Raw genomic sequence first — 23758 nt, forward strand, 5'->3', positions numbered from 1 at the left:
ATGTCTCACAACGGATCCGATATCGCCGCAGCTACGATTGTTATCGCCTACCATTCCGGATTCGGTCACACCGCCACGCTCGCCGGCGCGGTGGCCGCCGGTGCGCGCGAGGCCGGCGCCGCGGTCACGCTGCTGTCGGTGGACCAGATGACCGAAACGGATTGGGACGTTCTCGACGGGGCGGACGGCATCATCTTCGGCAGCCCCACCTACATGGGCAATCTGTCGGCGGGCTTTCAGGCGTTCGCCGAGAAGACCGGACGGCGCTGCGCCAACGGCGACTGGCGCGACAAGGTCGCGGCGGGGTTCACCAACTCCGGCGCCAAGAGCGGCGACAAGCTCAACACGCTGGTGTCGATGGCGGTCTTCGCGGCCCAGCACCATATGCATTGGGTCAGTTTGGGTTTGGGTCCTGGATGGAACAGTTCGGGCAGCAGTCAGAACGATCTCAACCGCCTGGGCTTCTGGCTGGGCGCCGGCGCGCAGACCGACATCGACGCCGACCCCGATCGGGTGCATCCGTCCGATGTGCAGACCTGCCGGCACCTCGGTTGGCGGGTGGCGATCGTGACCCGCCAACTCAAGGTCGGCCGGTCCGTCACCCCGGCGGCGTCGTCTCCCGCAGTAGCGTCGGCGGCTCGCTGATGCTGACCACCGCGTACGTCATCGTCACGGCGGTCACCGCCGTCGTCAACGTCGCGGCAGCCGTCGCGGACTTCGCTCGTGCCCAATTCGTGCTCGACAACGCCGCCGCCGTTCACCTCTCGGACCGCTCCATCACACCGCTGGGTGTGCTCAAGGCCGCCGGAGCGGCCGGCCTGATCGTCGGGCTGGCCGGCGTGCCGGTCATCGGGCTCGCGGCGGCGGTCGGCCTGGTGCTGTTCTTCATCGGCGCGGTCGCCATCCACGTGCGCTACCGGGTGTTCCACAACATCGCCTACCCGACGATCTTTCTCGCGCTGGCGGTGGCGACGCTGGTGCTCGACCTGGCGCGGCCCTAGTCGAGCGGCTTCAACTCCTGCAGCATCGTCGGCACCAATTCGCTGACCGTCGGGTGGATGTGCATCGTGCGCGAGATCGCGGTGTAGGGCTCGTCGGCGGTCATGATGTCGAGGATCGCGTGAATCACCTCATCGCCGCCGACGCCGAGGATCGCCGCACCGAGGATCTTCTCGGTCTCGGCGTCGACGACCACCTTCATGAAGCCTTGCGTCTCCCCCTTTTCCACCGCGCGACCGACCCGCGTCATCGGGCGCGTGCCCACCAACGCCTTTCGCCCGGACTTGCGCACCTGGGCCTCGGTCATCCCGGCGCGGCCCAGCGGCGGGTCGATGTAGAGCGCGTAGGTGGTGATGCGGTCGCTCACCCGGCGCGGGTCGTCATCGAGCAGGTTCGCCGCGACGATCTCGAAATCGTTGTACGACGTGTGCGTGAACGCGCCCTTGCCGTTGCAGTCGCCCATTGCCCAGATGTGCTCGACGTTGGTTCGCAGCTGGTCGTCGACGACGATGTAGCCGCGATCGTCGGTCGCGACCCCCGCCTTGTCGAGCCCCAGGTCGTCGGTGTTGGGCGTGCGGCCGACGGCGACGAGCAGATGGGTTCCCGCGATCGGTGCCGCACCGTCGCTCGGGACGACTTCGAAGCCGTCGTCGGTTTTGGTGAACCGGATCGCGTCGGCGTCGACGACCACCTCGATCCCCTCGGCTTCGAGGATCTCTTTGATGGCGGCCGAGACGTCCTCGTCCTCCCGTGACGTCAACCGCGGGCCCTTCTCGATCACCGTGACGCCGGCGCCGAACCGGTGGTACATCTGCGCGAACTCCAACGCGATGTAGCTGCCGCCGATGATCACCAGATGCTCAGGCACGGCGTCGAGTTCGAGAATGCCGACGTTGGTCATGTAGTCGATGTCAGACAACCCGGGCATATCGGGGGCCACCGCGCGACCGCCGACGTTGAGGTAGATCCTGTCGGCCTCCAGCACCCGGTCGTCGACCCGGATCGTGTGCGGGTCCTCGAACCGGGCGTGGCCGCGGAGGAACGTACACCCCGACATCCCGGCCAGCCAGGACTCCACACCTTCGCGGTCGTCGTTGACGATGCTGTCCTTGCGGGCCTTGACCTTTCGCATGTCGATCGTGACTTCGCCTGTGCCGACCCCGTATTCGGCGCCGCGACGCGCCAATTGAGCGGCGTGGGCGCTGGCCACCAGGGTTTTGGTCGGGATGCAGCCGTAGTTGACGCAGGTGCCGCCGACCAGCTTGCGTTCGATCACCGCGACCGTCTGCCCGGCCTCGGTCAGCCGTCCCGCCAGCGGTGGCCCCGCCTGACCGGCGCCGACGATGATCGCGTCGAACTTCTCTGCCATCGGCTGCCGCTCAGATGAGGCTGACGAGGAAGGCGACGAGGAATCCGCCGCCGACAGCGACGATGTCCTCGAGGATGGCGCCGGGGCGGTCCTGGCCGTTGCGCAGCGATGCCAGCCGCTCGCGCGCCGCCGCACCGGCCAGGGTGCCGAGCACCGCACCCACCATTCCGGCGCCCAGCGCGCTGAACGTGTGGAAGAAGGCGCTGCCGATGACGGCACCGGCGAAGGCGCCCATGATGAGCCGGAAGACGAACTGGGGCGTCGTCTTGCGGCTCGGTGTCTGCGGCAGTTGGTCGGTGACCAACTCCACCAGCAGGAAGATCGTCAACACCGTGACGGTGATCGGATGCGCCATCCACTCAGACCACTTGTCGCCCACGTCGATCCAGCCCAGTACCGCGCCCCATGACACCACCGCGGGCGCGGTGAACGACCGCAGGCCGGCGATCACACCGATCAGTAGCGCGAGCAAGATAACCAGAGCCTGCGTCATGTCGACCTCCGACCGGTGAATACGCCTTTCGGACGCTAACACGGCCCACGCGTGCCGGCCGGGTGAATCAGATGCGGCAGAACCGGATATCGGAGGCCAGGATCGCCTTCGCGCCGATGGCTCCGAGCTGGTCCATGATGGCGTTGACGTCGCGGCGCGGTACCAGCGAGCGCACGGCCACCCACGCCGTATCGGCCAGCGGCGCGATGGTGGGCGATTCCAGGCCGGGCGTGACGGCGATCGCGGCGTCCAGCACACTGCGCGGACAGTCGTAGTCCAGCATCAGGTACTGCTGGCCCCGCACCACGCCTTGGACGCGTCCGGCCAATTGGTCGCGGGCCGAGCGGTTGTCGTCGGAGGCGTCGATGCGTTCGACGAGCACCGCCTCTGAATCGCACAGCGATTCTCCGAACGCCACCAGGTTGTGCAGCCCGAGGGTTCGGCCCGAACCCACCACGTCGGCGATCGCGTCGGCGAGGCCCAGCTGCACCGAAATCTCCACCGCACCATCGAGGCGGATGACCGTGGCCTCAATTCCCTTTTCCGCCAGATCTTTTCGGACCAGATTCGGAAATGCCGTGGCGATCCGCTTACCTGCGAGGTCCTCGACCCGCCAGGTGGTCCCGGCAGGCGCCGCGTAGCGGAAAGTCGAGTAGCCGAACCCCAGCGCCAGACGTTCTGTCACCGGCGCATCGGATTCGGCGGCGAGGTCACGTCCGGTGATACCGAAGTCCAGCTCGCCCGACCCGACGTAGGTGGCGATGTCCTTCGGCCGCAGGAAGAAGAACTCGACGTGGTTGGCGACGTCGACGACCGTCAAGTCCTTGGAGTCGGTGCGGCGCCGGTATCCGGCCTCCGACAGGATTTCGGAGGCCGGTTCGGACAGCGTGCCCTTGTTCGGGACGGCGACGCGCAGCATGTCGGTCATAGCTTCGCGTAGACGTCATCGAGCGTGAGCCCCCGCGCGAGCATCAACACCTGCGTCCAGTACAGCAGTTGGCTGATCTCCTCGGCCAGGGCCTCGTCACTCTCGTGTTCGGCGGCCAGCCACACCTCGCCGGCCTCTTCGAGGATCTTCTTACCGAGCCCGTGCACGCCGCCGTCGAGCGCTGCGACGGTTCCGCTGCCTGCCGGCCGGGTCCGCGCGCGCTCGGACAGTTCGGCGAACAGCGCTTCGAAGGTCTTCACGGCCTGCGATTGTTTCACGCCGGACCGGTGCGGGTCACGCGGGTTTAGCCAGCACGGGGTTTCGACACCGGAATGTCCTGCTGCATATCCTCCAGGTGCTTACCCTTGGTCTCTGCCACCCAGCGCCACACGAACACCAACGACAGCACCGCGCACACCGCATAGAAGCCGTACGCCGCGCCCAGATGGTCGCGCAGACCAGGGAACGTCACGGTGATCAGCCAGTTGGACACCCACTGTCCGGCCGCGGCCAGGCCGAGCGCCGCAGCGCGGATACGGTTGGGGAACATCTCGCCGAGCAGCACCCAGACCACCGGGCCCCACGACATGCCGAACGACACCACGAACAGGTTCGCCGCGACCAGCGCGATCGGCCCCGATGCCCCTTGGAGCACCGGTTGTTCCACGCCGTCGACGACCTCGGTGCCCGCGGTGGCAAAGATCACCGCCATCGTGCTCAGCGTGACCGCCATACCCGTCGAACCCACGAGCAGCAGGGGTTTGCGCCCGACCTTGTCGATCAGCGCGATCGCGATCAACGTCGTGACGATATTGGTCACCGACGTGATCACCGTGATGACGAACGCCTGGCTCTCATCGAAGCCGACGGCCTCCCACAGGATGTTTGAGTAGTAGAAGATCACGTTGATGCCGACGAACTGCTGGAACATCGACAACCCCAGGCCGACCCACACGATGCCGTAGATGCCGCCGGTGGGCTTGCGCAAATCACGCCATGACGGCGGCTTCTCGGCCTCGAGCGACTTCTGGATGCGGGTGATCGTCAACTCCAGGTTCTTCTCCCCCAGCAGCATGGTGAGGACCCTGCGCGCTTCCGGAATCCGGTATTTCGCAACGAGATAACGCGGCGACTCGGGGATCGTGAACGCCAGCGAGCCGTAGACGACGGCCGGGACCGCCATCATGAGGAACATCCAGCGCCACGCCTCCATGCCGAGCCACAGGACTTCACCGGACCCTCCTGCCAGGTGGGCCAGCAGGTAATCGATCGCCAGCGATAAGAAGATGCCCGTGACGATCGCCAACTGTTGCAGCGAGCCGAGCCGGCCCCGGATCCGCGGCGGCGAGGTCTCCGCGATGTACATCGGAGCGATCACCGAGGCGACACCCACCCCGACGCCGCCGACGATGCGGAACACCACCAGCATCCACAGGCCGCTCGGCAGGCCGAGATAGTGGTCGTCGTTGCCACCGATGAAGTTGAACGCCAAACCGGTGCCGAACGCGCTGATCAAAAAGAGCATGGCCGCGAGCTTCATGACCGCCAGGCGGCCGATTTTGTCGGCGAGCCCGCCCGCGGTCATCGCGCCGACCGCGGCCCCCAGCAAAGCCGATGCCACCGCGAAGCCCAACCCGAGGCCGCCGATTGCGAACTCGTCCTCGATCGCGGCGACCGCACCGTTGATCACCGCGCTGTCGTATCCGAACAGCAGCCCGCCCAGGGCCGCCACGGCCGCGATCCGCACGACCCGCCCGGCGTGCTCCGTCTCCTCGTAATCCAATCCGGATTCGGGTGCGCCAGCCGGTGAATGACTCATGAGTCGCCCCTCCGCAGCATGCGTGACAAGAGACACATTGAATCATTGGCGCCCGCGTCAGGCGGGCTGTTCGCCGAGTTCTCCCGTCAGTTGCGCGTAGATCTTCAGCAACGCCGCAGCGTCCAAACCCGCGAGCGAATCGACGTGTCGGCGCCGGGGCCCGGCGGGTACCTCGACGTCATTGGGTACCACCAGCACCGGGCAGCCGGCGTTCTCGGCGGCGGCGGTGCCGGTGACGGAGTCCTCGATCGCCAGGCACTTCGCCGGCGCCACCCCGAGCAGGTCGGCGGCCCGCTGGTAGGCGTCGGGCGCGGGCTTGCCGCGACGCACCTCGTCGCCGCAGACAGTTGCCGAAAAGTAATGCCTGCCAATGCTGTTCAGCGCACGCTCAGTCAGCAGGCGCTGCGTATTGGTCACCAATGCCATCGGAATTGCTTCGGCGGCAAGCGCTTCCAGCATTTCACGGGCGCCTTCACACCACGGCAGCCCGTCCTCGAACAGCTCGGCGGTGTAGGTATGCAGCCAACGGTCGGATTCGGCCATCGCGGCCGGGTCCGCGTCGAGGCCGAGGTCGGCGTACACCGTGCGGATGGTGTCTTCGGCGGAACTGCCCACCAGCGACGCCCTGACCTTCGCGGTCAACCCGCCACCGAGTTCGGTGTAGAGCGCGGCCAGCGAGACGTCCCAGAGTTTTTCGGAGTCGACGAGGGTGCCATCCATATCGAGCAGCACGGCCTGCATGTTCGCGATTGTGTCATGGCCGGCGCGGAGCGTGAAATCCGTGACAATTCTCGTGACGGGAGCCACCGGAAACATCGGTCGCCGCATTGTCGACCACCTGATCGACTTGGGCTGCAACGACATCCGCGCACTGACCAAAAACTCCCGCCAAGGCCAGCCTGCCCGATGGGGTCGGCGCCGTCACCGGCCACCTCGGCGAACCCGAAATCGTGCAGCAGATCGGCGTGGTTATCGGCATCGACGTCAGGCTCAGTCCTCCGGGTTGTAGCTGAGGTTCGAGCTCAGCCAGCGCTCGGCTTCCTTCAGCGTCCAACCCTTGCGCTTGGCGTAGTCGGCGACCTGATCCTGGGCCACCCGGCCGACCACGAAGTACTGGGACTGCGGGTGCGAGAAGTACCAGCCGCTGACCGCAGCACCGGGCCACATCGCCATCGACTCGGTCAGCTCGATGCCGGTGCGCTTGTGCACGTCCATCAACTCCCAGAGCGTCGCCTTCTCGGTGTGCTCCGGGCACGCCGGATAACCCGGGGCCGGGCGGATTCCGACGTACTTCTCCCCGATCAGTGCCTCGTTGTCGAGCTGCTCGTCGGGCTGGTATCCCCAGAACTCCGTGCGGACCCGCTGGTGCATCCGTTCGGCAAACGCCTCTGCCAGCCGATCGGCAATCGACTCCAGCAGGATCGCGCTGTAGTCGTCGAGCGCCGCCTTGAACTCCATGATCTTTTCCTGGCTGCCCAGCCCCGCGGTGACAGCGAACGCGCCGACGTAGTCGGCCAGCCCGGTGTCTTTGGGCGCGACGTAGTCACCCAGCGAGCGGTTCGGGATGCCTTCGCGGTGCTCACCCTGCTGGCGCAGGTTGTGCAGCGTGGTCAACACCTGGGTGCGGGTCTCGTCGGTGTAGACCTCGACGTCGTCCCCATTACCTGAGCCGACGGCGTTGGCCGGGAAGAACCCGATCACCCCGTTGGCCGTCAGCCACTTCTCCTTGATCACGGTGTCGAGCATTTCCTGGGCGTCGCCATACAGCTTGCGGGCGGTCTCGCCGGTCGACGGGTTGTTGAGGATGTCGGGGAAGCGACCCTTCATCTCCCAGGCGTTGAAGAACGGCTGCCAATCGATGTACTCGCGCAGTTCGGCGAGGTCGTAGTCCAGAAACTCCCGCACCCCGAGCCCCTGGGCAGGCACCGGCGGTGTGTAACCGTCCCACTCGATCGGCGTCCGGTTGGCGCGGGCCTTGTCCAGCGTCAACATCGGCCGCTCGTTCTTCTTGGCGTGCCGATCGCGCAGTGCTGCGTAGTCCTTCTCGGTGGCCTCCAGCAGGGCCGGCCGCTGTTTGTCGTCCAGCAATGCGGCGGCCACCGGCACCGAGCGCGAAGCATCCTTGACCCAGACCACCGGGCCGCTGCGCCGCGGCGAGATCTTCACGGCCGTGTGGGCCCGCGAGGTGGTGGCGCCACCGATCAGCAGCGGGATCTCCAGGCCCTCGCGTTCCATCTCGACGGCGAAGTTGGACATCTCGTCCAGGGACGGGGTGATCAGCCCGGACAGCCCGATGATGTCGGCGTCGTGTTCCCTGGCCGCGGCCAGGATCTTCTGCGCGGGCACCATCACACCGAGGTCGATCACCTCGAAGTTGTTGCACTGCAGGACGACCCCGACGATGTTCTTGCCGATGTCGTGGACGTCGCCCTTCACCGTCGCCATCACGATCGTGCCGTTGGTGTCCTTCTCGGCGGCCGTGCCCGACGCTTCCTTCTCCGCCTCGATGAACGGCAGCAGGTACGCCACGGCCTTCTTCATCACCCGGGCCGACTTCACCACCTGGGGCAAGAACATCTTGCCCGAGCCGAACAAATCCCCGACGACGTTCATCCCGTCCATCAGCGGACCCTCGATCACCTCGATGGGGCGACCGCCGGCCGCGGCGATCTCGGCCCGCAGCTCCTCGGTGTCCGACTCGGCGTAGGCGTCGATGCCCTTGACCAACGCGTGCGTGATCCGTTCGCGGACCGGCAGGTTGCGCCACTCGGCGGCGGCCGGATCCTCCGACTTCTCGGTGCTGTTGAACCGTTCGGCGATCTCCAGGAGCCGTTCGGCAGCGTCCTCGCGACGGTTCAGCACCACGTCCTCGATGCGGTCCCGCAACTCGGGGTCGATCGAGTCGTAGGGCACCAGCGCGCCGGCGTTGACGATGCCCATGCTCAGCCCGGCGTTGATGGCGTGATAGAGGAACACCGCGTGGATCGCCTCGCGCACCGGGTTGTTGCCGCGGAACGAGAACGACACGTTGGAGATGCCGCCGGAGAGGTGCACCCCGGGCAGGTTCTCCTTGATCCAGGCGCAGGCCTCGATGAAGTCGATGCCGTAGGTCGCGTGCTCCTCGATCCCGGTGGCCAGCGCGAAGCAGTTCGGGTCGAAGATGATGTCCTCGGCCGGGAAGCCGACCTGCTCGGTCAGGATCCGGTAGGCGCGCCCGCAGATCTCCTTGCGGCGCTCCAGGTTGTCGGCCTGGCCCTCTTCGTCGAAGGCCATCACGACGACGGCGGCGCCGTACTTGCGGCACAGCCGGGCCTCCTGGATGAACTTCTCCTCGCCCTCCTTCATGGAGATCGAGTTGACGATCGGCTTGCCCTGTACGTTCTTCAGACCGGCCTCGATGACCTCCCATTTGGAGGAGTCGATCATCACCGGGATCCGGCTGATGTCGGGCTCTGAAGCGATCAGCTTGGTGAACCGGTCCATCGCGGCCACGCCGTCGATCATGCCCTCGTCCATGTTGATGTCGATGACCTGCGCACCGACCTCGACCTGCTGCAGGGCCACCGACAGCGCAGTGTCGTAGTCCTCGGCCTTGATCAGGTTGCGGAACCGGGCCGAACCGGTGATGTTGGTGCGCTCACCGATGTTGACGAACAGGGAGTCGTCATCGATGTTGAGCGGCTCCAGCCCCGAGAGCCTGGTGGCCACCGGGATTTCGGGCACCTGCCGCGGCGCTTTGCCCTCGACGACTTTGGCGATCTCGGCGATGTGCGCAGGCGTCGTGCCGCAGCACCCACCGACCAGGTTGACGAAGCCCGCCTCGATGAAGTCGGCGAGGTATCCGGCCTGACGCTCGGGGGTCTCGTCGTACTCGGCGAAGGCGTTGGGCAGCCCGGCGTTCGGATAGCAGGAGACGAAGGTGTCGGCGATCCGCGACACCTCGGCGATGTAGGGCCTCATCTCCGGCGCGCCCAGCGCGCAGTTGAGGCCGATCGCCAGCGGTTTCGCGTGCCGGATCGAGTTCCAGAACGCCTCGGTGACCTGACCGGACAGCGTGCGCCCGGACGCGTCGGTGATGGTGCCCGAGATGATCACCGGCCAGCGGCGTCCACGTTCCTCGAACAGCGTCTCGATGGCGAACACCGCCGCCTTGGCGTTCAGGGTGTCGAAGATGGTCTCGACGAGCAGGATGTCGGCACCGCCGTCGACCAGGCCGTTGGCCGCTTCGAGGTAGGCGGCGGCGAGCTGGTCGTAGGTGACGTTGCGGGCCCCCGGATCGTTGACGTCCGGTGAGATCGACGCGGTCCGGGTGGTGGGCCCCAGTACCCCGGCGACGTAGCGGGGCTTGTCCGGGGTGGCGAACTCGTCGCAGGCTGTGCGCGCCAGGGCGGCGCCGGCGTAGTTCAGCTCGTAGCTGAGCTCGGCCATACCGTAGTCGGACAGTGAGACCGCGTTCCCGTTGAACGTATTGGTCTCCAGGATTTCGGCGCCCGCTTCCAGATATTCGCGGTGGATCGCCTCGATGATCTGCGGTTGCGTCAGGTTGAGCAGGTCGTTGTTGCCCTGAAGATCGCTCGGCCAGTCCTTGAACCGCTCGCCGCGGTAGCCGGCTTCGTCTGGCCGGTCGCGCTGGATCGCGGTGCCCATCGCGCCGTCGATGACCATGATCCGTTGGCGCAGCGTGGCCGCGAGTTCGTCGGTGCAGTCCGGGCGGATATTGGGCTCAAATTCAGTCATGGCGCTCCTTCCGTAACGGAAGGCGTCCTTGTTGACCTCGTCGAGCGTGGCGGATACCGAGGGGAACCCCGCCCCCCAGATAGCCGTTGCAACGCCTCTCGACCAGCAAAGTCTACGTCCTAACCTGTTTGGCGTCTCCTCGTCGCTGCGAATCGCCGTGCCCGCGGGTGACAGTCCGCATTAACCGAATTGCAGCTGAACGTATTTCGTCTTGGTGGCCTCGGCTGGCCGCTGGCGGCCGGTAGCGGCCGGTTGCTTCACCTCAGCCACGCATACAGGGTAGTCGCCCGGTTCAAGTCGGCTCGTGCGGCGATGCCGCTCCTCTCCCCCGCACAGGGCTTACGCTGGCGTTGTGACCCTGTCGGATGCAAGCGGCTCATCTGAAAACCGCCCGGGCCTGCCCAAACTCAACGAGACCATCATCGTTGCGGCTTTCGAAGGCTGGAACGACGCCGGTGACGCCGCCAGCGACGCGCTGGGCCACCTGGAGGCGGTCTGGGGCGCTGAACCGCTCGTGGAGATCGACGACGAGTCATACTACGACTACCAGGTCAACAGGCCGGTGATCCGCCAGGTCGACGGCGTCACCCGGGAGTTGGTGTGGCCCTCGATGCGCATCTCGCACTGCCGGCCCCCGGGGTCGGGGCGCGACATCGTGCTGATGAACGGAGTGGAGCCCAATATGCGGTGGCGTACGTTCTGCGCCGAGCTGCTGGCGATCGCCGACAAGCTCAACGTGCAGACCGTGGTGATCCTGGGCGCGTTGCTCGCCGACACCCCGCATACCCGGCCGGTGCCGGTGTCCGGGGCGGCCTACTCGTCGGACTCCGCGGAGACGTTCGGGCTCGAGGAGACCCGCTACGAGGGCCCGACCGGTATCGCCGGGGTGCTTCAGGACGCGTGCGTGCAGTCCGGTATCCCGGCGGTGACGTTCTGGGCGGCGGTGCCACACTATGTGTCGCAACCGCCGTGCCCCAAGGCCACGGTGGCGCTGCTGCGCCGGGTGGAAGACGTGCTCGACGTCGAGGTGCCGCTCGGCGACCTGCCCGCCCAAGCCGAGGAGTGGGAGCAGGCGGTCTCGGAAATGACGGCCGACGACGACGAGATCGCCGAGTACGTGCAGTCACTCGAGCAGCGCGGTGACGCCGAGGTGGATATGCACGACGTGCTCGGCAAGATCGACGGCGACGCGCTAGCCGCCGAGTTCGAGCGGTATCTACGCCGTCGCGGTCCGGGTTTCCGCGGCTAGACCTTCACCACCTGCGGTGGCTTCCATGTGCCGTTCAGCGCGTCGGGTTTGGGCCAGTACAGCCGCATGACCATCTGGAACGGGCCCTTCGGAGCCGGCAACCAGTTGGCCTCTCGGGCAAGACCGGGCGATGCGTTCTGCACATAGACGGTGTATCCGCCGTCGGGGTCGGGCACCAGGCCGGGCAGCATCTCCGAGTTGATCAGGTAGCGCTGGATCGGGTTATTCACCAGCAGGCTTTGCGGCATCTCGTACATCGTCACCGACCAGAAGGCGTTGACCGGGGGCAGCTGGCCGGCAGGCAGCTTCACGACGTAGTCGTTGGCTCCGGTCAGCGGCGCCCCCGTGGCATCGACGGCCAGACCGGGATATACCGCCTCGGCCGCGGTGTTGCCGAAGATGCCGTACACCGCGCCCGCCATCCGGTAGAGGTAGTTGCCGTTCAGATCCGCTGCGGTGCCGAAGAACTGCGCAGATCCGACCTCGCCGGTTTCGATCTTGTCCTTGGTCAGCGTGTCGAGCTCGACCCACGCGTCCGCCATACCGGCTTGTACGGCCGAGCGCATCTGCGCTGAGAGCTTGTCCGCTTCGAAGTCGCCGTCGGGCCCGATCCCGATGGACGCGAACCGCTCACGCAGTTCCTTCTCTTCGGGCAACGTCGGCATGCTCCGCAACGTGAACCCGAGAATCTCGAAGAACTGCGGCGACGTCCGCTGCTGATCCGGGCGCAGCGGCGGCACGAAGTCGATCGGAGGGGCCGGCTCGGGCGCCGGTTGGTTCAGGTATGCCGACAGGGGCGTCGCGGTGTATCCGGCCTGGATCTCCTCGACGTTCGGCAGATCCGCGGGCCCGAACAGCTGGGTGCGGTAGATCACCGACCCGAGCTGGGTGTCGAACCGGATGACCTCGTCAATGCCTTCGGGTTTCGGGCCGTCCCAGTCAGGACCGGTCAGAAGGTATTTGCCGCCGTCGTTTCCGGTGGTGCGGCTGCCGATATACGCGACGTTGTAGGTGTAGCCGTCGATGAACTGCAGCGAGTAGTAGCGGTCCTGTTCGATCCGCGGAACGGTGAGCACCAGCGGCTCGGTGCGCAGGTCGACACCCAGCATCGAATACGGCGTGTCCGCGTTCGGCGTCTGCACCGCCTTGTCCTCGGGTGTGAAAAGCCTTGCCTCGCTGTGAACTTCGTTGAATCCGCCCCTGTACTCCGGATCCTGCCGATCGACGAAGTAGGAGTACTGGATGCGGTAGCTGTCGACCAACGGGAAACCGTAGATGTAGGCCTCTTTGGCGATTGCCCTCGCCTGCTCCGGGCTCACCGGCGCCGCGGCGCGGCGGATCACCGCTTTTCCAGGCCTTCGGTGCGTGCGCTCATCGAGCGTCCGAGGGCGGCCACCTCGGCGTCCATCTGCGGCAGCAGCTCCGGCACCGATTTAGCGGTGATGCGGTCGCCTAGCTGCGACGCCATCAGCGGCTTGAGCCACCGCATCAAGCCGACCCAGCGCGGGCAGTTGATCTGGCGTTTGCGGGCTTCGATGCCCTCGACGAAGATTTCGCCGCACTTCTGTACCGACGTGGTCGTGCCCAACGGCCCCGGCAGCCGTCGCATCATCTCGCGGAAGGCGGCCGAATCGGCCTTGCCCTCGCGCACCATCGGCGTATCGATCCACAGCATGTGGCCCGAGCCGACGTCGACGCCGCGGTGGGCAACCTCCAGCCGCAGCGCGTTGGCGAAGTGTTCGACGCCGGCCTTCGAGGCGTCGTATGCCGCCATCCCGGCCCCGGCTGCGTAGGCGGCTGCCGACGACATGACCAGCACGTAGCCGCGCCGGTCGAGCACCGACGGCAGTGCGGCGCGCACGGTGTGGAACACGCCGACCACGTTGACGTCGATCAGCGTCTGAAACGCCTGCGGATCCACCCCGAGCACGGAGCCGGCCGTCGCGATACCCGCGTTGGCGATCACGATGTCGATGCCGCCGAAGCGTTGCACGCCCTGGTCCACCGCGGCCTGCATGGCCTGCAGGTCACGCACGTCGGCGACGGTGGTCAGCACCCGCTCTCCGCCGAGGCGTGCGGCCACCTTCTGCAGTTGGTCGTCGTCCAGGTCGGTCAGCACCAGGCGGGCGCCCTTGGCATGCAGGCGCTGCGCCACTTCGGCTCCGATGCCGCTGGCGGCGCCGGTGATTAACGCGACTTTTCCGTGCACAGAAGTCATGGCGCCAAAATTACCCGGCGGGTGCACCCGGTTACAGCTCCACACCCAGCAGCGCGTCGGTCACGGCCGCCACGGTGCGCGGGGCTTCGGTGTCGTGGCCGCCATACTCGAGCGCGTCGGTGGCCCAACCGTCCAGCGCGGCGAGCGCTTTCGGGGTGTCCAAATCGTCTGCCAGGTAGCGACGCACCCGCGCCACCACGTCGGTGGCGTCGGGACCGGCGGGCAGCGCGGCCGCCGTGCGCCAGCGGTGCAGCCGCTCGTTGGCCTCGGTGAGCACCGCGTCGCTCCAGTACCGGTCGGTGCGGTAGTGCCCGGCGAACAGGCCCAACCGGATCGCGGAGGGGTCGACGCCGTCAGCGCGTAGCGCCGAGACCAGCACCAGGTTGCCGAGGCTCTTGCTCATCTTCTCGCCGTCCCAGCCGATCATGCCCGCATGCACGTAGTGGCGCGCGAAACGCCGCTCTCCGGTGACGGATTCGGCGTGGGCCGCTGAGAACTCGTGGTGCGGGAAGATCAAGTCGCTGCCCCCGCCCTGGATGTCCAGCCCGGTGCCGATGCGGCTCAGCGCGATCGCCGAACACTCCACATGCCAACCGGGCCGTCCCGGTCCGAACGGCGATGGCCAGCTGGGTTCACCCGGTCGGGCCGCCTGCCAGAGCAACGCGTCGAGCTCGTCGCTCTTACCGGCCCGCGCGGGGTCGCCGCCGCGCTCGGCGAACAGCTCCAGCATGGTGTCGCGGTCGTAGCCGGACTCGTAGCCGAACTGGCGGGTGGCGTCGGCACGGTAGTAGATGTCGGGATGCTCGGGATCGTCGACGACGTAGGCCGCGCCGGAGGCCAACATCTTCTCGACGATCTCGATCACCTCGGCGATGGCGTCGGTGGCCGCCACATAGTCGTGCGGCGGCAGCACCCGCAGCGCGGCCATATCCTCGCGGAACAGCTGGGTTTCGCGTTCGGCGAGCTCACGCCAGTCGATCCCGTCGCGCTGCGCGCGTTCGAGAAGCGGATCGTCGACGTCGGTGATGTTCTGCACGTAGTGCACCCGGTGTCCCCCGTCGAGCCAGATCCGGTACACCAGGTCGAAGGCGAGGTAGGTGGCCGCATGGCCCAGGTGGGTGGCGTCGTACGGGGTGATTCCGCAGACGTACATGGTGGCGGTTTCACCGGCGCCGACCGGGCGTACCTGCCGGTCGGCGCTGTCGTAGAGGCGCAGTTGCGGACTGCGACCCGCGATCGCCGGAACGACGGGCGCCGGCCACGAATTCATGATCTCGACTCTAGGCATCGACGTGACCGACAACGCAGGGGGCTGTTTCTATTCCCGTTCTATTCCCGCTTACACCCGGTCAGTTTCGAAACCGGCTGCGGTAGGCCGACAGGATGCTGTCGAGCAACACGTCGCGCAGTTCTGTTCGACACATCAGCAGGTCGGGCAGGTACGGATCGCGCCGGTTGTAGATCAACTCGGACCCGTCGAGCCGGGACGCATGCAGGCCGGCCGCCTGCACCACCCCGGCCGGCGCCGCCGAATCCCACTCCCACTGACCGCCCGCGTGCAGGTAGGCGTCGACGTCGCCGCGCACCACGGCCATCGCCTTGGCCCCCGCGGAGCCGATGGCCACCAGCCGGATATCCAACCGCTCGCGCAGCCACCACAGCACCGCCGGCGGGCGGTTGGAGCTCGCGGTGATGAGGATCGGGCCGTCGGCGCGCGGCGGCGGCGGTGGCACCGTATCGGTGCGGTACACCTCACCGCGCCCGGGCAGCGCGACGGCGGCGTCGGTGATGGCCCCGTTGGGTCCGCCGTCGCGGCGCCACAGCGCGATGTGCACCGCCCAGTCGGTGCGGCCGGGGATCGAAAACTCGTGGGTGCCGTCGACGGGGTCGACGATCCAGACCCGGTCGGCATGCACCCGGGACAGGTCGTCGACGGCTTCCTCGGACAGCACCGCATCGTCGGGCCTGGCCTGACGCAGCCGGTCCAGGATCAGCACATTGGCGCGCTTGTCACCGAGGTCGCCGAGGTCGTAAGGGTCCCAGAAGCCGATCTCCTCACGGATGCCCAGCAGCATCTCGCCGGCTTCGGCGGCCACCTCGGCCGCCAATGCCGCATCCGTCAGGCTCACCGGCTCAGTAGACCATGCGTCGCGGCCATCAGAACGCGGGCCACGGGATCGGGCGGTGCCGGTCGGGTGTCGGCATCACCGGATTGGCCAGCAGCTCAACGGCTCTGGCTTCCAGCGCGGCGATCTCGCGGCGGGTGATGTGTTCAGTCAACTGCTCGCCCAAGCCGTTTCGCAGCTCTTCGCGCAGCCGGTTGACCGATTCGAGCATCTGATCGTCCACGGGTTTACCGGCCCAGCCCCACAGCACGGTGCGCAGCTTGTCCTCGGCGTGCAGGCACACGCCGTGGTCCACGCCGTACACGTGCCCGTCGACACCACACAAGATGTGCCCGCCTTTGCGGTCGGCGTTGTTGATCAGCACGTCGAAGACGGCCATGCGCCGCAACCGCAGATCGTCGGCGTGCACCAGGGTCACCTCGTCGCCGGCGTAGTCGTAGGCCCGCAACACCGGCAGGTAGCCGGGCGGAATGTGTCCCACCGGCAGCAGATCGATGAGGTCGGGGCCGGACACCGGTTCGTCGTCGGGGTCGTCGCCGGGCTGGTCCACCCATAGCTGCAACATCCCGCGCCCGGCCGGTCCGTCGCGAATAATGGTGTAGGGCACGATGTTCCAGCCGAGCGCCACCGATACCAGGTACGCGCCTAGTTCTCGGCCCGCCAGCGTGCCGTCCGGGAAGTCCCACAACGGCGCCTCACCTTTGATCGGCTTGTACACGCAATGCGCCTGGCGTTCACCGAGATGCGCCTCGCACAAGAACGTGGCGTTGCTGGCCGAGCGGATACGTCCGATGACGGTCAACTCGCCGCCGCGCAGCACCTCCGATGGCCCGCTAGATGTCGGGGTCATCGTCGGACTCTGCGAAGGCGCCGCGCCGGTAACCGTTGGTGCGTACGCAGAAGTGACCCTCCGGATCCAGCGGTTCGTCACACAGCGGGCACGGCGGCCGGCCCGCCGAGATGACCCGATTCGAGCGCGTCGCGAACTCGCGCGCAGACTCGGGGCTCAAGAACACCCGCACGGCGTCGGGCCCGTCCTCGGCGTCGTCGAGCACCACCGACGCGTCGAACTCGGTTTCGGAGACCGCGAGGAGTTCGACGACGACGGTCTGGGCCTCCGAATCCCAGCCCAGCCCCATGGTGCCGACCCGGAACTCGGCGTTCACCGGCGTGATCAGCGCGTCCAGATCCTCCACCTCACCGGTGTCCGGCGGCACCGGCGTGCCGAACCGACGGTTGATTTCGAGCAGCAACGCAGAAATGCGTTCTGCGAGCACGGCAACCTGCTGCTTCTCCAGGACCACCGACACCACCCGCTTGTCGTGGACGGCCTGCAGGTAGAAGGTGCGGTTGCCCGGCTGCCCAACCGTGCCGGCCACGAAGCGGTCGGGGGTGCGGAAGACGTGAATTGCGCGGGCCATGGTCTCTCCCAAAATACCGGCAACGATTCGCCAGCCGTAACCGCTACTAACCGGTGGATCCCCCGACGACGGCGTCGTCCGGCGGCACCTCGTGGTCGGATCCTTCGGCCTTCGGCGGTTTGGCCAACAGTGCGGAGGTCAACTGAGCGCCAGTGTGGTTGACGTGGATAACAAAGGGCCGCACCGGGGTGTAACGGATCACGCTCATCGATGCGGGGTCGGCGGTGATGCGCTGAAAACTGTCCAGATGGGTGCCGAGCGCATCGGCGACGACGGCCTTGATCACGTCGCCGTGCGTGCAGGCCACCCACAGCGCGTCGCCGTCGTGGGCTTCGGCCAGCCGGCGATCGTGCTCGCGCACCGCGGCCACCGCGCGCGCCTGCACCGCGGCCAGGCCTTCGCCGTCGGGAAACACCGCGGCGCTGGGCTGCTGCTGGACGACCGCCCACAGCGGCTCCTTGACCAGTTCGCCGATCTTGCGGCCGGTCCAGGCGCCGTAGTCGACCTCGCTGATCCGCTCGTCGACGATGACGTCGAGGCCGAGCGCGGCGGCCAGCGGTTCCACCGTGCGCTGGCAGCGCAGCAGCGGTGAGCGCACGACCGCGCGGATCGGCAACTCGCCGATCCGGCTCACCAGCGCCTGCGCCTGTGCGCGGCCCCGGTCGTCGAGGTCGACGCCGTCGGAGCGGCCGGCCAGGGTGTGGGCGGTGTTGGAGGTGGAGCGGCCGTGGCGCAGCAGGATCACCGTCATGTCGCCGACATCACCCCCGTACCCAACAGGATCAACACCAGCGTGCCCAGCGCGATCCGATACCCGACGAACCAGTACATGCTGTGGCGGACCAGGAACCGCAGGAACCACGCGACGGCTGCGAAGCCGACGACGAAGGCGATCAGCGTCGCGACCAACAGCTGGGGTCCGCTGGCGCTCATCCCCTTGCCGGCGGGTTCGAAGGCGTCCGGCAATGAGAAAAGTCCGGAGGCGAACACCGCCGGAATCGCGAGCAGAAAGCCGAAGCGGGCCGCGACCTCACGGTTCAGCCCGAGGAACAGCCCGGCCGAAATGGTGGCGCCCGACCGCGATACGCCGGGCAGTAGCGCCAGGCACTGCGCCAGCCCGACGATGATGCCGTCCTTCCAGGTGAGCTGGTCGAGGCGGCGGGTCTGGCGGCCGAAGTACTCGGCGGCGGCGATCACGAACGAGAAGGCCACCAACGCGATCGCGATCGCCCACAAATTCCTTGCGCCCGTGCGAATTTCGTCTTTGAACACCAGGCCGATCACGCCAATCGGGATGGTGCCGATGATGACGTACCAGCCCAGCCAGTAGTCGGCGGTGCGCTTCGCGCCTGCGAATAGCCCGGCGAACCATGCCTTGACGATGCGGGCGATGTCCCTGGCGAAGTAAAGGAGGACGGCGAACTCGGTGCCCAGCTGGCTGACCGCGGTGAAGGATGCGCCCGCGTCGTCGTCGAAGAACAACCGGGAGGCGATCGCCAGGTGACCTGACGACGAGACCGGCAGAAATTCGGTGAGGCCCTGCAATATCGCGAGGACGACGACCTGCAGCCACGACATCGCCGCCACGTCAGTCACGACGACGACCGTACCGTGGGCCCGGTCAGCGCCCGTTCCGCGCCACCGGCTGCGCGGCGGCCACCGCGTCACGCACGGCCGCCGACAGGCTGCGCTTGTCAGTGAGGTCGATGTCGGTGAGCTTGTGGCTGCCCAGGGCGACGACGTCTTCTTCCTGAGGTACCAAGGCGGTCAGCCGGGGGCGATACACCTCCACGACGAGCAGCTGCCGTTCGATCCGGAAGGAAAAACTTCGTCCGTCACCGACTTGGCCAAACCCGCTGGCGTGTACACCAGTCGAGATGTCCTCTATAGCAAACTCTTGGTGGCCCAGGTCCCGTTCCGCCGCGAGGGTCATGATCGCACCATACCGCTGTTGAATCCAAAGTTTGCGCACCCCCGCCGAGCGGGCGGGGCGCTGCCAGGAGCAGTCTGCATAGACTGACCTTTCGATCGGGATCAACGTCGCACGAACCGAGAGCTACCCCTTGCCGTCTTCTGTAAACGCGCGAATGCAGGTCTTTCGCGTATGCGTTTCCCTGCTGGCTATTTTTTCGTTTTCGGGATGCTCGTCGAACCCGGTCGACGCACCGCCCGCGACGATTCCCCCGGCGCAGGCCGCGGACTCCCCGCCGGTCACCGCCGAGCCCGCCGGTGTGGTGTATCCGCTGCGCGGCGATGCGTATGCCGCAAATTTCGACCCGGTGACGGAGTCGTTGGTGGTGCTGAGCTCGGGAACGTCGGTGCTGACGGTGATGGCGTCGACGGGCGCCACCCGCGAGTTGGCGCTACCCGGTGCGGCCACGGCCATGACCGGCGACGGCGACGGCCGGATATATCTCGCGACCAAAGGCGGCTACCTCGACGTCGACCTCGCCACGGGGGCGACCACGCCGGTCAGCGTGGCAGGTCAGCAGGACACCGACTTCACCGCCATCGCCCGGCGCAGCGACGGCAGGTTCGTGCTGGGCAGCGCTGACGGCGCGGTGTACACACTGGATGCCGATGCGGGTGTCGCCGCCGAACTCAAGGCCTTCGCCCGGGTGGATGCGCTTGTCACCCAAGGCAATACGGCCATCGTGCTGGACCGCGGACAGACGTCGGTGACCACCGTGTCCGACGACGGTACCCAGGCCGGGCAGGCCCTTCGGGCCGGCGAGGGCGCGACGTCGATCGTGGCCGACCCCGTCGGCCGTGTCCTGGTCACCGACACCCGCGGCAGCGAGTTGCTGGTGTTCGGCATCGACCCGCTGATCCTCCGCCAGCGCTATCCGGTGCACGACGCGCCCTACGGGCTGGCCGGCTCCTCGACGCTGGCGTGGGTGTCGCAGACCGCGAGCAACACCGTCGTTGGCTACGATCTGGCCACCGGCATCCCCGTCGAGAAGGTGCGATATCGAACCGTGCATCAACCGAACTCCCTGGCCTACGACGAACGGTCTGGCACGCTGTATGTGGTGTCGGGCTCGGGAGCAGGTGTGCAGGTGATCGCGAATGCGGCGGTGCCCGGGTGAGTGCCATGCACCGCGGCCGGATGCCACCTGGTTGGGACCACGATCTGTCCGACGATTACGAGTGGATTCCGCTTCGGCTGCCGCCGGACGTGACCCGGGTCAGCGCTTCGATCCGGCTGTCGATCGAGGCCGAATACCGCGGGTGGGAGCTGACCCGGGTCCGGCTCTACAACGACGGTTCGCGGCGGGTGCTGCTGCGCCGAAAAAAGACACCGGCGGACCGGTTCGGTATCGCGGAGCAGCCCGCGCTGTGAGTCGCTGATGTACCGCGCGCTGCGGCGGGCGCTGTTTCTGGTCGCGCCCGAACGCATCCACACCTGGGTGTTCGCGCTGCTGCGTGGGATCACCCATCTGCGCCCGACGCGGCGGGTGCTGACGGCGCGGCTGGCGCCCCGCGATCCGGTGCTGGCCAGCACGGTGTTCGGGGTGCGTTTCGCCGGGCCGCTCGGCCTGGCCGCGGGGTTCGACAAGAACGGAAGCGGGCTACGCACCTGGGGTGCGTTGGGGTTCGGCTACGCCGAGGTCGGCACAGTGACCGCGCAGGCCCAGCCCGGTAACCCGGCGCCGCGGATGTTCCGGCTGCCCGAGGACCGCGCACTGCTCAACCGGATGGGGTTCAACAACCACGGCGCCGGTGAGCTGGCGATGAAACTGGCCCGCGACGTTCCCGACGTACCGATCGGGGTGAACATCGGCAAGACCAAGGCAACTCCGGCCGAGGACGCGGTCGACGACTATGCCGAAAGCGCGCGGTTGCTCGGGCCGTTGGCGTCGTTCCTGGTGGTCAATGTCAGCTCACCGAACACGCCGGGGCTGCGGGACCTGCAGGCGGTGGCCTCGCTGCGGCCCATCCTGGCGGCGGTGCAGGCGCAGACGTCGACGCCGGTGCTGGTGAAGATCGCACCGGACCTGTCCGATTCGGATGTCGACGAAATCGCCGATCTGGCAGTCGAATTGGGGTTGGCCGGCATCGTCGCCACCAATACCACGGTGTCGCGCGAGGGGCTGCGCAGCCCCGGCGTCGACGAGCTGGGGCCCGGCGGCATCTCGGGACCACCGGTGGCGGCGCGATCGCTTTATATCCTGCGCAGGCTCTATCGGCGGGTGGGTGACCGGTTGGTGCTGATCAGCGTCGGCGGCATCGAGACCGCCGACGACGCGTGGGAGCGCATCACCTCCGGCGCCTCGCTGCTGCAGGGCTACACCGGGTTCGTGTACGGCGGCGGCATGTGGGCCAAGCACATCCACGACGGCATCGCCGCGCGCCTGCACGACGGCGGCTTCGCGTCGCTGTCCGACGCCGTCGGCTCGGCCGTGCGGCGCGAGCCTTTTGGCCGCGAGCAGACGTGAAATCCCCCTTTTTGGCAGTGTTTTAGGGGTTTTAGCGTCTGCTCGCGGCAGCGGGGCCGGGCTATTTCTGTTCGTAGGTGCCGTGGATGACGGCGCGCGCGATCGCGTTCGAGAACAGGTTGAAGCCCAGGTACGCCGGGGTGGCGTCGCCGTCGAGCTCGAGCTTTTCCACCTTGACCGCGTGCACGGCGATGAAGTAGCGGTGCACACCGTGTCCGGGCGGCGGGGCCGCGCCGAGGTAGCGCTTCAGGCCGGCGTCGTTGGCCAGGGTCAGCGCATCACCGGGGAATCCGCTGCTGCTGCCGTCGCCGACGCCGGCGGGCAGGTCGGTGACGGTGGCAGGCAGGTTGGCCACCGCCCAGTGCCAGAAACCCGAGGCCGTGGGCGCGTCGGGGTCATAGACGGTGACGGCGAAGCTGCGCGTCTCCTCGGGGAATCCTGACCAGCTCAGCTGCGGTGAGACGTCGGAGCCGCCGGCGCCCATGATTCCGCTGACCTGATCGTTGGCTAGCGGCTGGCCGTCGGTGACTGACTCGGAGGTCAGCGTGAACGACGGCAGCTTGGGCAGGAAGTCGTAGGGGTTGTAGTCAAACGCCACGGGAAAGCCCTTTCTTTGGTTGGAATCAGCAGTTCAGCAGGAAGTGTTCGAGTACGCGGGTACCGAACTTCAACGCGTCGACGGGTACCCGTTCGTCGACGCCGTGGAACAACGATGCGAAATCCAGATCCGGCGGCAGCTTCAGCGGCGAGAACCCGAAACATCGAATTCCCAACCGCGCGAAGTGTTTTGCGTCGGTGCCGCCCGAAAGCATGTAGGGCACGGTGCGAGCTTCGGGGTCGGCGGACAGCACCGCGGCGTTCATGGCGTCGAGGAGGGCGCCGTCGAAGGTGGTCTCATACGACGGCAGGTTGGTGATCCATTCCCGGGTGACGTCGGGGCCGATGAGCTCGTCGACCTCGCGTTCGAAGGCGGCCTGCCGTCCGGGGAGCACCCGGCAGTCCACCACCGCCTCGGCCGAGCCGGGGATGACGTTGGCCTTGTAGCCGGCGTTGAGCATGGTGGGGTTGGCCGTGTCGCGCAGCGTCGCGCCGACGATCTTGGCGATCGGGCCGAGCTTGGCGATCGCCCCCTCGATGTCGGGTGAGTTGGTGTCGAAGGTGTAGCCGGTTTCCTCGGCGACGGCCGTCAGGAACTGCTCGACGGAGTCGGTCAGCACAATCGGGAACTGGTGGCGGCCCAGTTTGGCGACCGCCTCGGCGACGGCGGTGACGGCGTTGTCGTCGTTGATCATCGAGCCGTGGCCCGCGCGGCCGCGTCCGGTCAGCCGCATCCACATCATCGCCTTCTCGGCCGTCTCGATCAGGTACAGCCTGCGCTCACCGCCGTCGCGGCGCGGGATCGTCAGCGAGAAGCCGCCGACCTCGCCGATGGCCTCGGTCACGCCTTCGAAGAGGTCGGGCCGGTGCTCGACCAGCCACTTGCAGCCGTAGTCGCCGCCGGCCTCCTCGTCGGAGACGAACGCGAAGACGATGTCGCGCGGGGGCACGATGCCCGAACGTTTGAAGTGGCGGGCGACGGCGATCATCATCCCGCACATGTCCTTCATGTCGACGGCGCCGCGGCCCCACACGTAGCCGTTCTCAACCGCGCCGGAGAACGGGTGCACGCTCCAGTCGGCCGGTTCGGCGGGCACGACGTCGAGGTGGCCATGCAGCATCAGGGCCCCGCGCTGACGGTCGGCGCCCTCGAGCCGGGCGAACAGGTTGCCCCGCCCCGGCGCGCCTGCCTCGATGTATTCGGTCTGGTAGCCCACTTCCTGCAGCTGCTCGGCCACCCAGTGGGCGCACTCGGCCTCGCCCTTGGTGGTTTCCGGCTCACCCGTGTTGGAGGTGTCGAACCGGATCAGGGTGCTGACGATGTCAACTATTTCGGCTTCGGCTTGCGACGGCGCGGACACGT

The 23758-nt window shown here is 67.3% G+C and carries 24 protein-coding genes and 1 pseudogene; 7 read left to right on the top strand and 18 right to left on the bottom strand.

Translation table 11 applies throughout. The annotated features are described in order from the left end of the window. Both ABQF13_RS18225 and ABQF13_RS18230 read left to right on the top strand, forming a co-directional pair. Positions 1 to 645 (top strand): flavodoxin family protein, encoded by a 645-nt coding sequence (locus ABQF13_RS18225; RefSeq protein ID WP_448394182.1) that lies wholly within the window; start codon positions 1 to 3, stop codon positions 643 to 645. Beyond that, positions 645 to 1001, top strand: a complete 357-nt coding sequence (locus ABQF13_RS18230) for a DoxX family protein (protein ID WP_448394183.1) — start codon at positions 645 to 647, stop codon at positions 999 to 1001. Before ABQF13_RS18225 ends, ABQF13_RS18230 begins: the two co-directional genes overlap by 1 nt. On the opposite strand, the gene ABQF13_RS18235 is transcribed toward ABQF13_RS18230, so the two are convergent. The 6 genes from ABQF13_RS18235 to ABQF13_RS18260 form a co-directional block, all read right to left on the bottom strand. After that, a complete protein-coding gene (locus tag ABQF13_RS18235) occupies positions 998 to 2368 on the bottom strand; it encodes an FAD-containing oxidoreductase (protein WP_448394184.1) in 1371 nt (456 codons plus the stop codon). The genes ABQF13_RS18230 and ABQF13_RS18235 overlap by 4 nt on opposite strands. A gap of 10 nt (positions 2369 to 2378) precedes the next feature. Then, positions 2379 to 2861: a DUF4126 family protein gene (locus ABQF13_RS18240; protein WP_448394185.1), complete on the bottom strand. Its 483-nt coding sequence runs from the start codon at positions 2859 to 2861 to the stop codon at positions 2379 to 2381. Between the two features lie 67 nt (positions 2862 to 2928). Next, positions 2929 to 3780: an ATP phosphoribosyltransferase gene (gene hisG, locus ABQF13_RS18245; RefSeq protein ID WP_448394315.1), complete on the bottom strand. Its 852-nt coding sequence runs from the start codon at positions 3778 to 3780 to the stop codon at positions 2929 to 2931. 5 nt (positions 3781 to 3785) lie between these two features. After that, positions 3786 to 4067, bottom strand: a complete 282-nt coding sequence (locus ABQF13_RS18250; RefSeq protein ID WP_448394186.1) for a phosphoribosyl-ATP diphosphatase — start codon at positions 4065 to 4067, stop codon at positions 3786 to 3788. A 26-nt stretch (positions 4068 to 4093) separates the two neighbouring features. Continuing rightward, the gene (locus tag ABQF13_RS18255; RefSeq protein ID WP_448394187.1) at positions 4094 to 5608 is read right to left on the bottom strand and encodes a sugar porter family MFS transporter; all 1515 of its coding nucleotides are present in this window, start codon (positions 5606 to 5608) and stop codon (positions 4094 to 4096) included. A 57-nt stretch (positions 5609 to 5665) separates the two neighbouring features. Then, the gene (locus ABQF13_RS18260) at positions 5666 to 6349 is read right to left on the bottom strand and encodes an HAD family hydrolase (RefSeq protein WP_448394188.1); all 684 of its coding nucleotides are present in this window, start codon (positions 6347 to 6349) and stop codon (positions 5666 to 5668) included. Positions 6350 to 6389: 40 nt separating this feature from the next. Here ABQF13_RS18260 and ABQF13_RS18265 point away from each other — a divergent pair. After that, positions 6390 to 6543 (top strand): annotated as a pseudogene (locus ABQF13_RS18265) (NmrA family NAD(P)-binding protein); the annotation flags it as partial. Between the two features lie 55 nt (positions 6544 to 6598). Here ABQF13_RS18265 and metH read toward each other — a convergent pair. Beyond that, the gene (gene metH / locus ABQF13_RS18270; RefSeq protein WP_448394189.1) at positions 6599 to 10345 is read right to left on the bottom strand and encodes a methionine synthase; all 3747 of its coding nucleotides are present in this window, start codon (positions 10343 to 10345) and stop codon (positions 6599 to 6601) included. Positions 10346 to 10697: 352 nt separating this feature from the next. On the opposite strand from metH, the gene ABQF13_RS18275 reads away from it, so the two are divergent. Then, positions 10698 to 11594, top strand: coding sequence for a PAC2 family protein (locus ABQF13_RS18275; protein WP_448394190.1), 897 nt, complete (start codon positions 10698 to 10700; stop codon positions 11592 to 11594). Here ABQF13_RS18275 and ABQF13_RS18280 read toward each other — a convergent pair. From ABQF13_RS18280 to ABQF13_RS18320, 9 genes are all read right to left on the bottom strand, one after another. Next, positions 11591 to 12937, bottom strand: coding sequence for a DUF1254 domain-containing protein (locus ABQF13_RS18280; RefSeq protein ID WP_448394191.1), 1347 nt, complete (start codon positions 12935 to 12937; stop codon positions 11591 to 11593). The two genes, ABQF13_RS18275 and ABQF13_RS18280, sit on opposite strands and share 4 nt — an antisense overlap. Then, positions 12934 to 13812, bottom strand: coding sequence for an SDR family oxidoreductase (locus ABQF13_RS18285; protein WP_448394192.1), 879 nt, complete (start codon positions 13810 to 13812; stop codon positions 12934 to 12936). The genes ABQF13_RS18280 and ABQF13_RS18285 overlap by 4 nt, the downstream gene beginning before the upstream one ends. Before the next feature lie 31 nt (positions 13813 to 13843). Further along, positions 13844 to 15082 carry a cysteine--1-D-myo-inosityl 2-amino-2-deoxy-alpha-D-glucopyranoside ligase gene (gene mshC / locus ABQF13_RS18290; RefSeq protein ID WP_448394193.1) on the bottom strand — a complete coding sequence of 413 codons (1239 nt, stop codon included), beginning with the start codon at positions 15080 to 15082 and terminating at the stop codon, positions 13844 to 13846. Positions 15083 to 15161: 79 nt separating this feature from the next. Further along, on the bottom strand, positions 15162 to 15941 hold the full coding sequence (locus ABQF13_RS18295) for a 3'(2'),5'-bisphosphate nucleotidase CysQ (protein ID WP_448394194.1): 780 nt from the start codon (positions 15939 to 15941) through the stop codon (positions 15162 to 15164). Between the two features lie 28 nt (positions 15942 to 15969). After that, on the bottom strand, positions 15970 to 16788 hold the full coding sequence (locus ABQF13_RS18300) for an Rv2133c family protein (protein WP_448394195.1): 819 nt from the start codon (positions 16786 to 16788) through the stop codon (positions 15970 to 15972). Next, positions 16772 to 17359, bottom strand: a complete 588-nt coding sequence (locus ABQF13_RS18305) for an Rv2134c family protein (protein ID WP_448394196.1) — start codon at positions 17357 to 17359, stop codon at positions 16772 to 16774. The genes ABQF13_RS18300 and ABQF13_RS18305 overlap by 17 nt, the downstream gene beginning before the upstream one ends. 46 nt (positions 17360 to 17405) lie before the next feature. Next, positions 17406 to 18110 carry a histidine phosphatase family protein gene (locus tag ABQF13_RS18310; RefSeq protein WP_448394197.1) on the bottom strand — a complete coding sequence of 235 codons (705 nt, stop codon included), beginning with the start codon at positions 18108 to 18110 and terminating at the stop codon, positions 17406 to 17408. Continuing rightward, positions 18107 to 18937, bottom strand: a complete 831-nt coding sequence (locus tag ABQF13_RS18315; protein WP_448394316.1) for an undecaprenyl-diphosphate phosphatase — start codon at positions 18935 to 18937, stop codon at positions 18107 to 18109. Before ABQF13_RS18315 ends, ABQF13_RS18310 begins: the two co-directional genes overlap by 4 nt. A 43-nt stretch (positions 18938 to 18980) precedes the next feature. Further along, positions 18981 to 19292, bottom strand: coding sequence for a hypothetical protein (locus tag ABQF13_RS18320; protein WP_448394198.1), 312 nt, complete (start codon positions 19290 to 19292; stop codon positions 18981 to 18983). 154 nt (positions 19293 to 19446) lie between these two features. On the opposite strand from ABQF13_RS18320, the gene ABQF13_RS18325 reads away from it, so the two are divergent. Genes ABQF13_RS18325 through ABQF13_RS18335 form a run of 3 tightly spaced genes read left to right on the top strand, consistent with a single transcriptional unit; the run spans position 19447 to position 21798 of the window. Then, positions 19447 to 20448 (top strand): NHL repeat-containing protein, encoded by a 1002-nt coding sequence (locus ABQF13_RS18325; RefSeq protein ID WP_448394199.1) that lies wholly within the window; start codon positions 19447 to 19449, stop codon positions 20446 to 20448. Then, entirely contained in the window at positions 20445 to 20702 is a 258-nt protein-coding gene (locus tag ABQF13_RS18330; RefSeq protein WP_448394200.1) for a DUF5703 family protein, read from the top strand. Before ABQF13_RS18325 ends, ABQF13_RS18330 begins: the two co-directional genes overlap by 4 nt. A gap of 7 nt (positions 20703 to 20709) precedes the next feature. Then, on the top strand, positions 20710 to 21798 hold the full coding sequence (locus ABQF13_RS18335) for a quinone-dependent dihydroorotate dehydrogenase (protein WP_448394201.1): 1089 nt from the start codon (positions 20710 to 20712) through the stop codon (positions 21796 to 21798). Between the two features lie 61 nt (positions 21799 to 21859). Here the strand turns inward: ABQF13_RS18335 and ABQF13_RS18340 are convergent, their stop codons facing one another. Both ABQF13_RS18340 and ABQF13_RS18345 read right to left on the bottom strand, forming a co-directional pair. Further along, positions 21860 to 22396, bottom strand: coding sequence for a YbhB/YbcL family Raf kinase inhibitor-like protein (locus ABQF13_RS18340; protein WP_448394202.1), 537 nt, complete (start codon positions 22394 to 22396; stop codon positions 21860 to 21862). Positions 22397 to 22421: 25 nt separating this feature from the next. Continuing rightward, positions 22422 to 23756, bottom strand: a complete 1335-nt coding sequence (locus ABQF13_RS18345; protein ID WP_448394203.1) for a M20/M25/M40 family metallo-hydrolase — start codon at positions 23754 to 23756, stop codon at positions 22422 to 22424. Positions 23757 to 23758 lie beyond the last annotated feature (2 nt).

The organism is Mycolicibacterium sp. XJ879 (genome assembly GCF_053483935.1).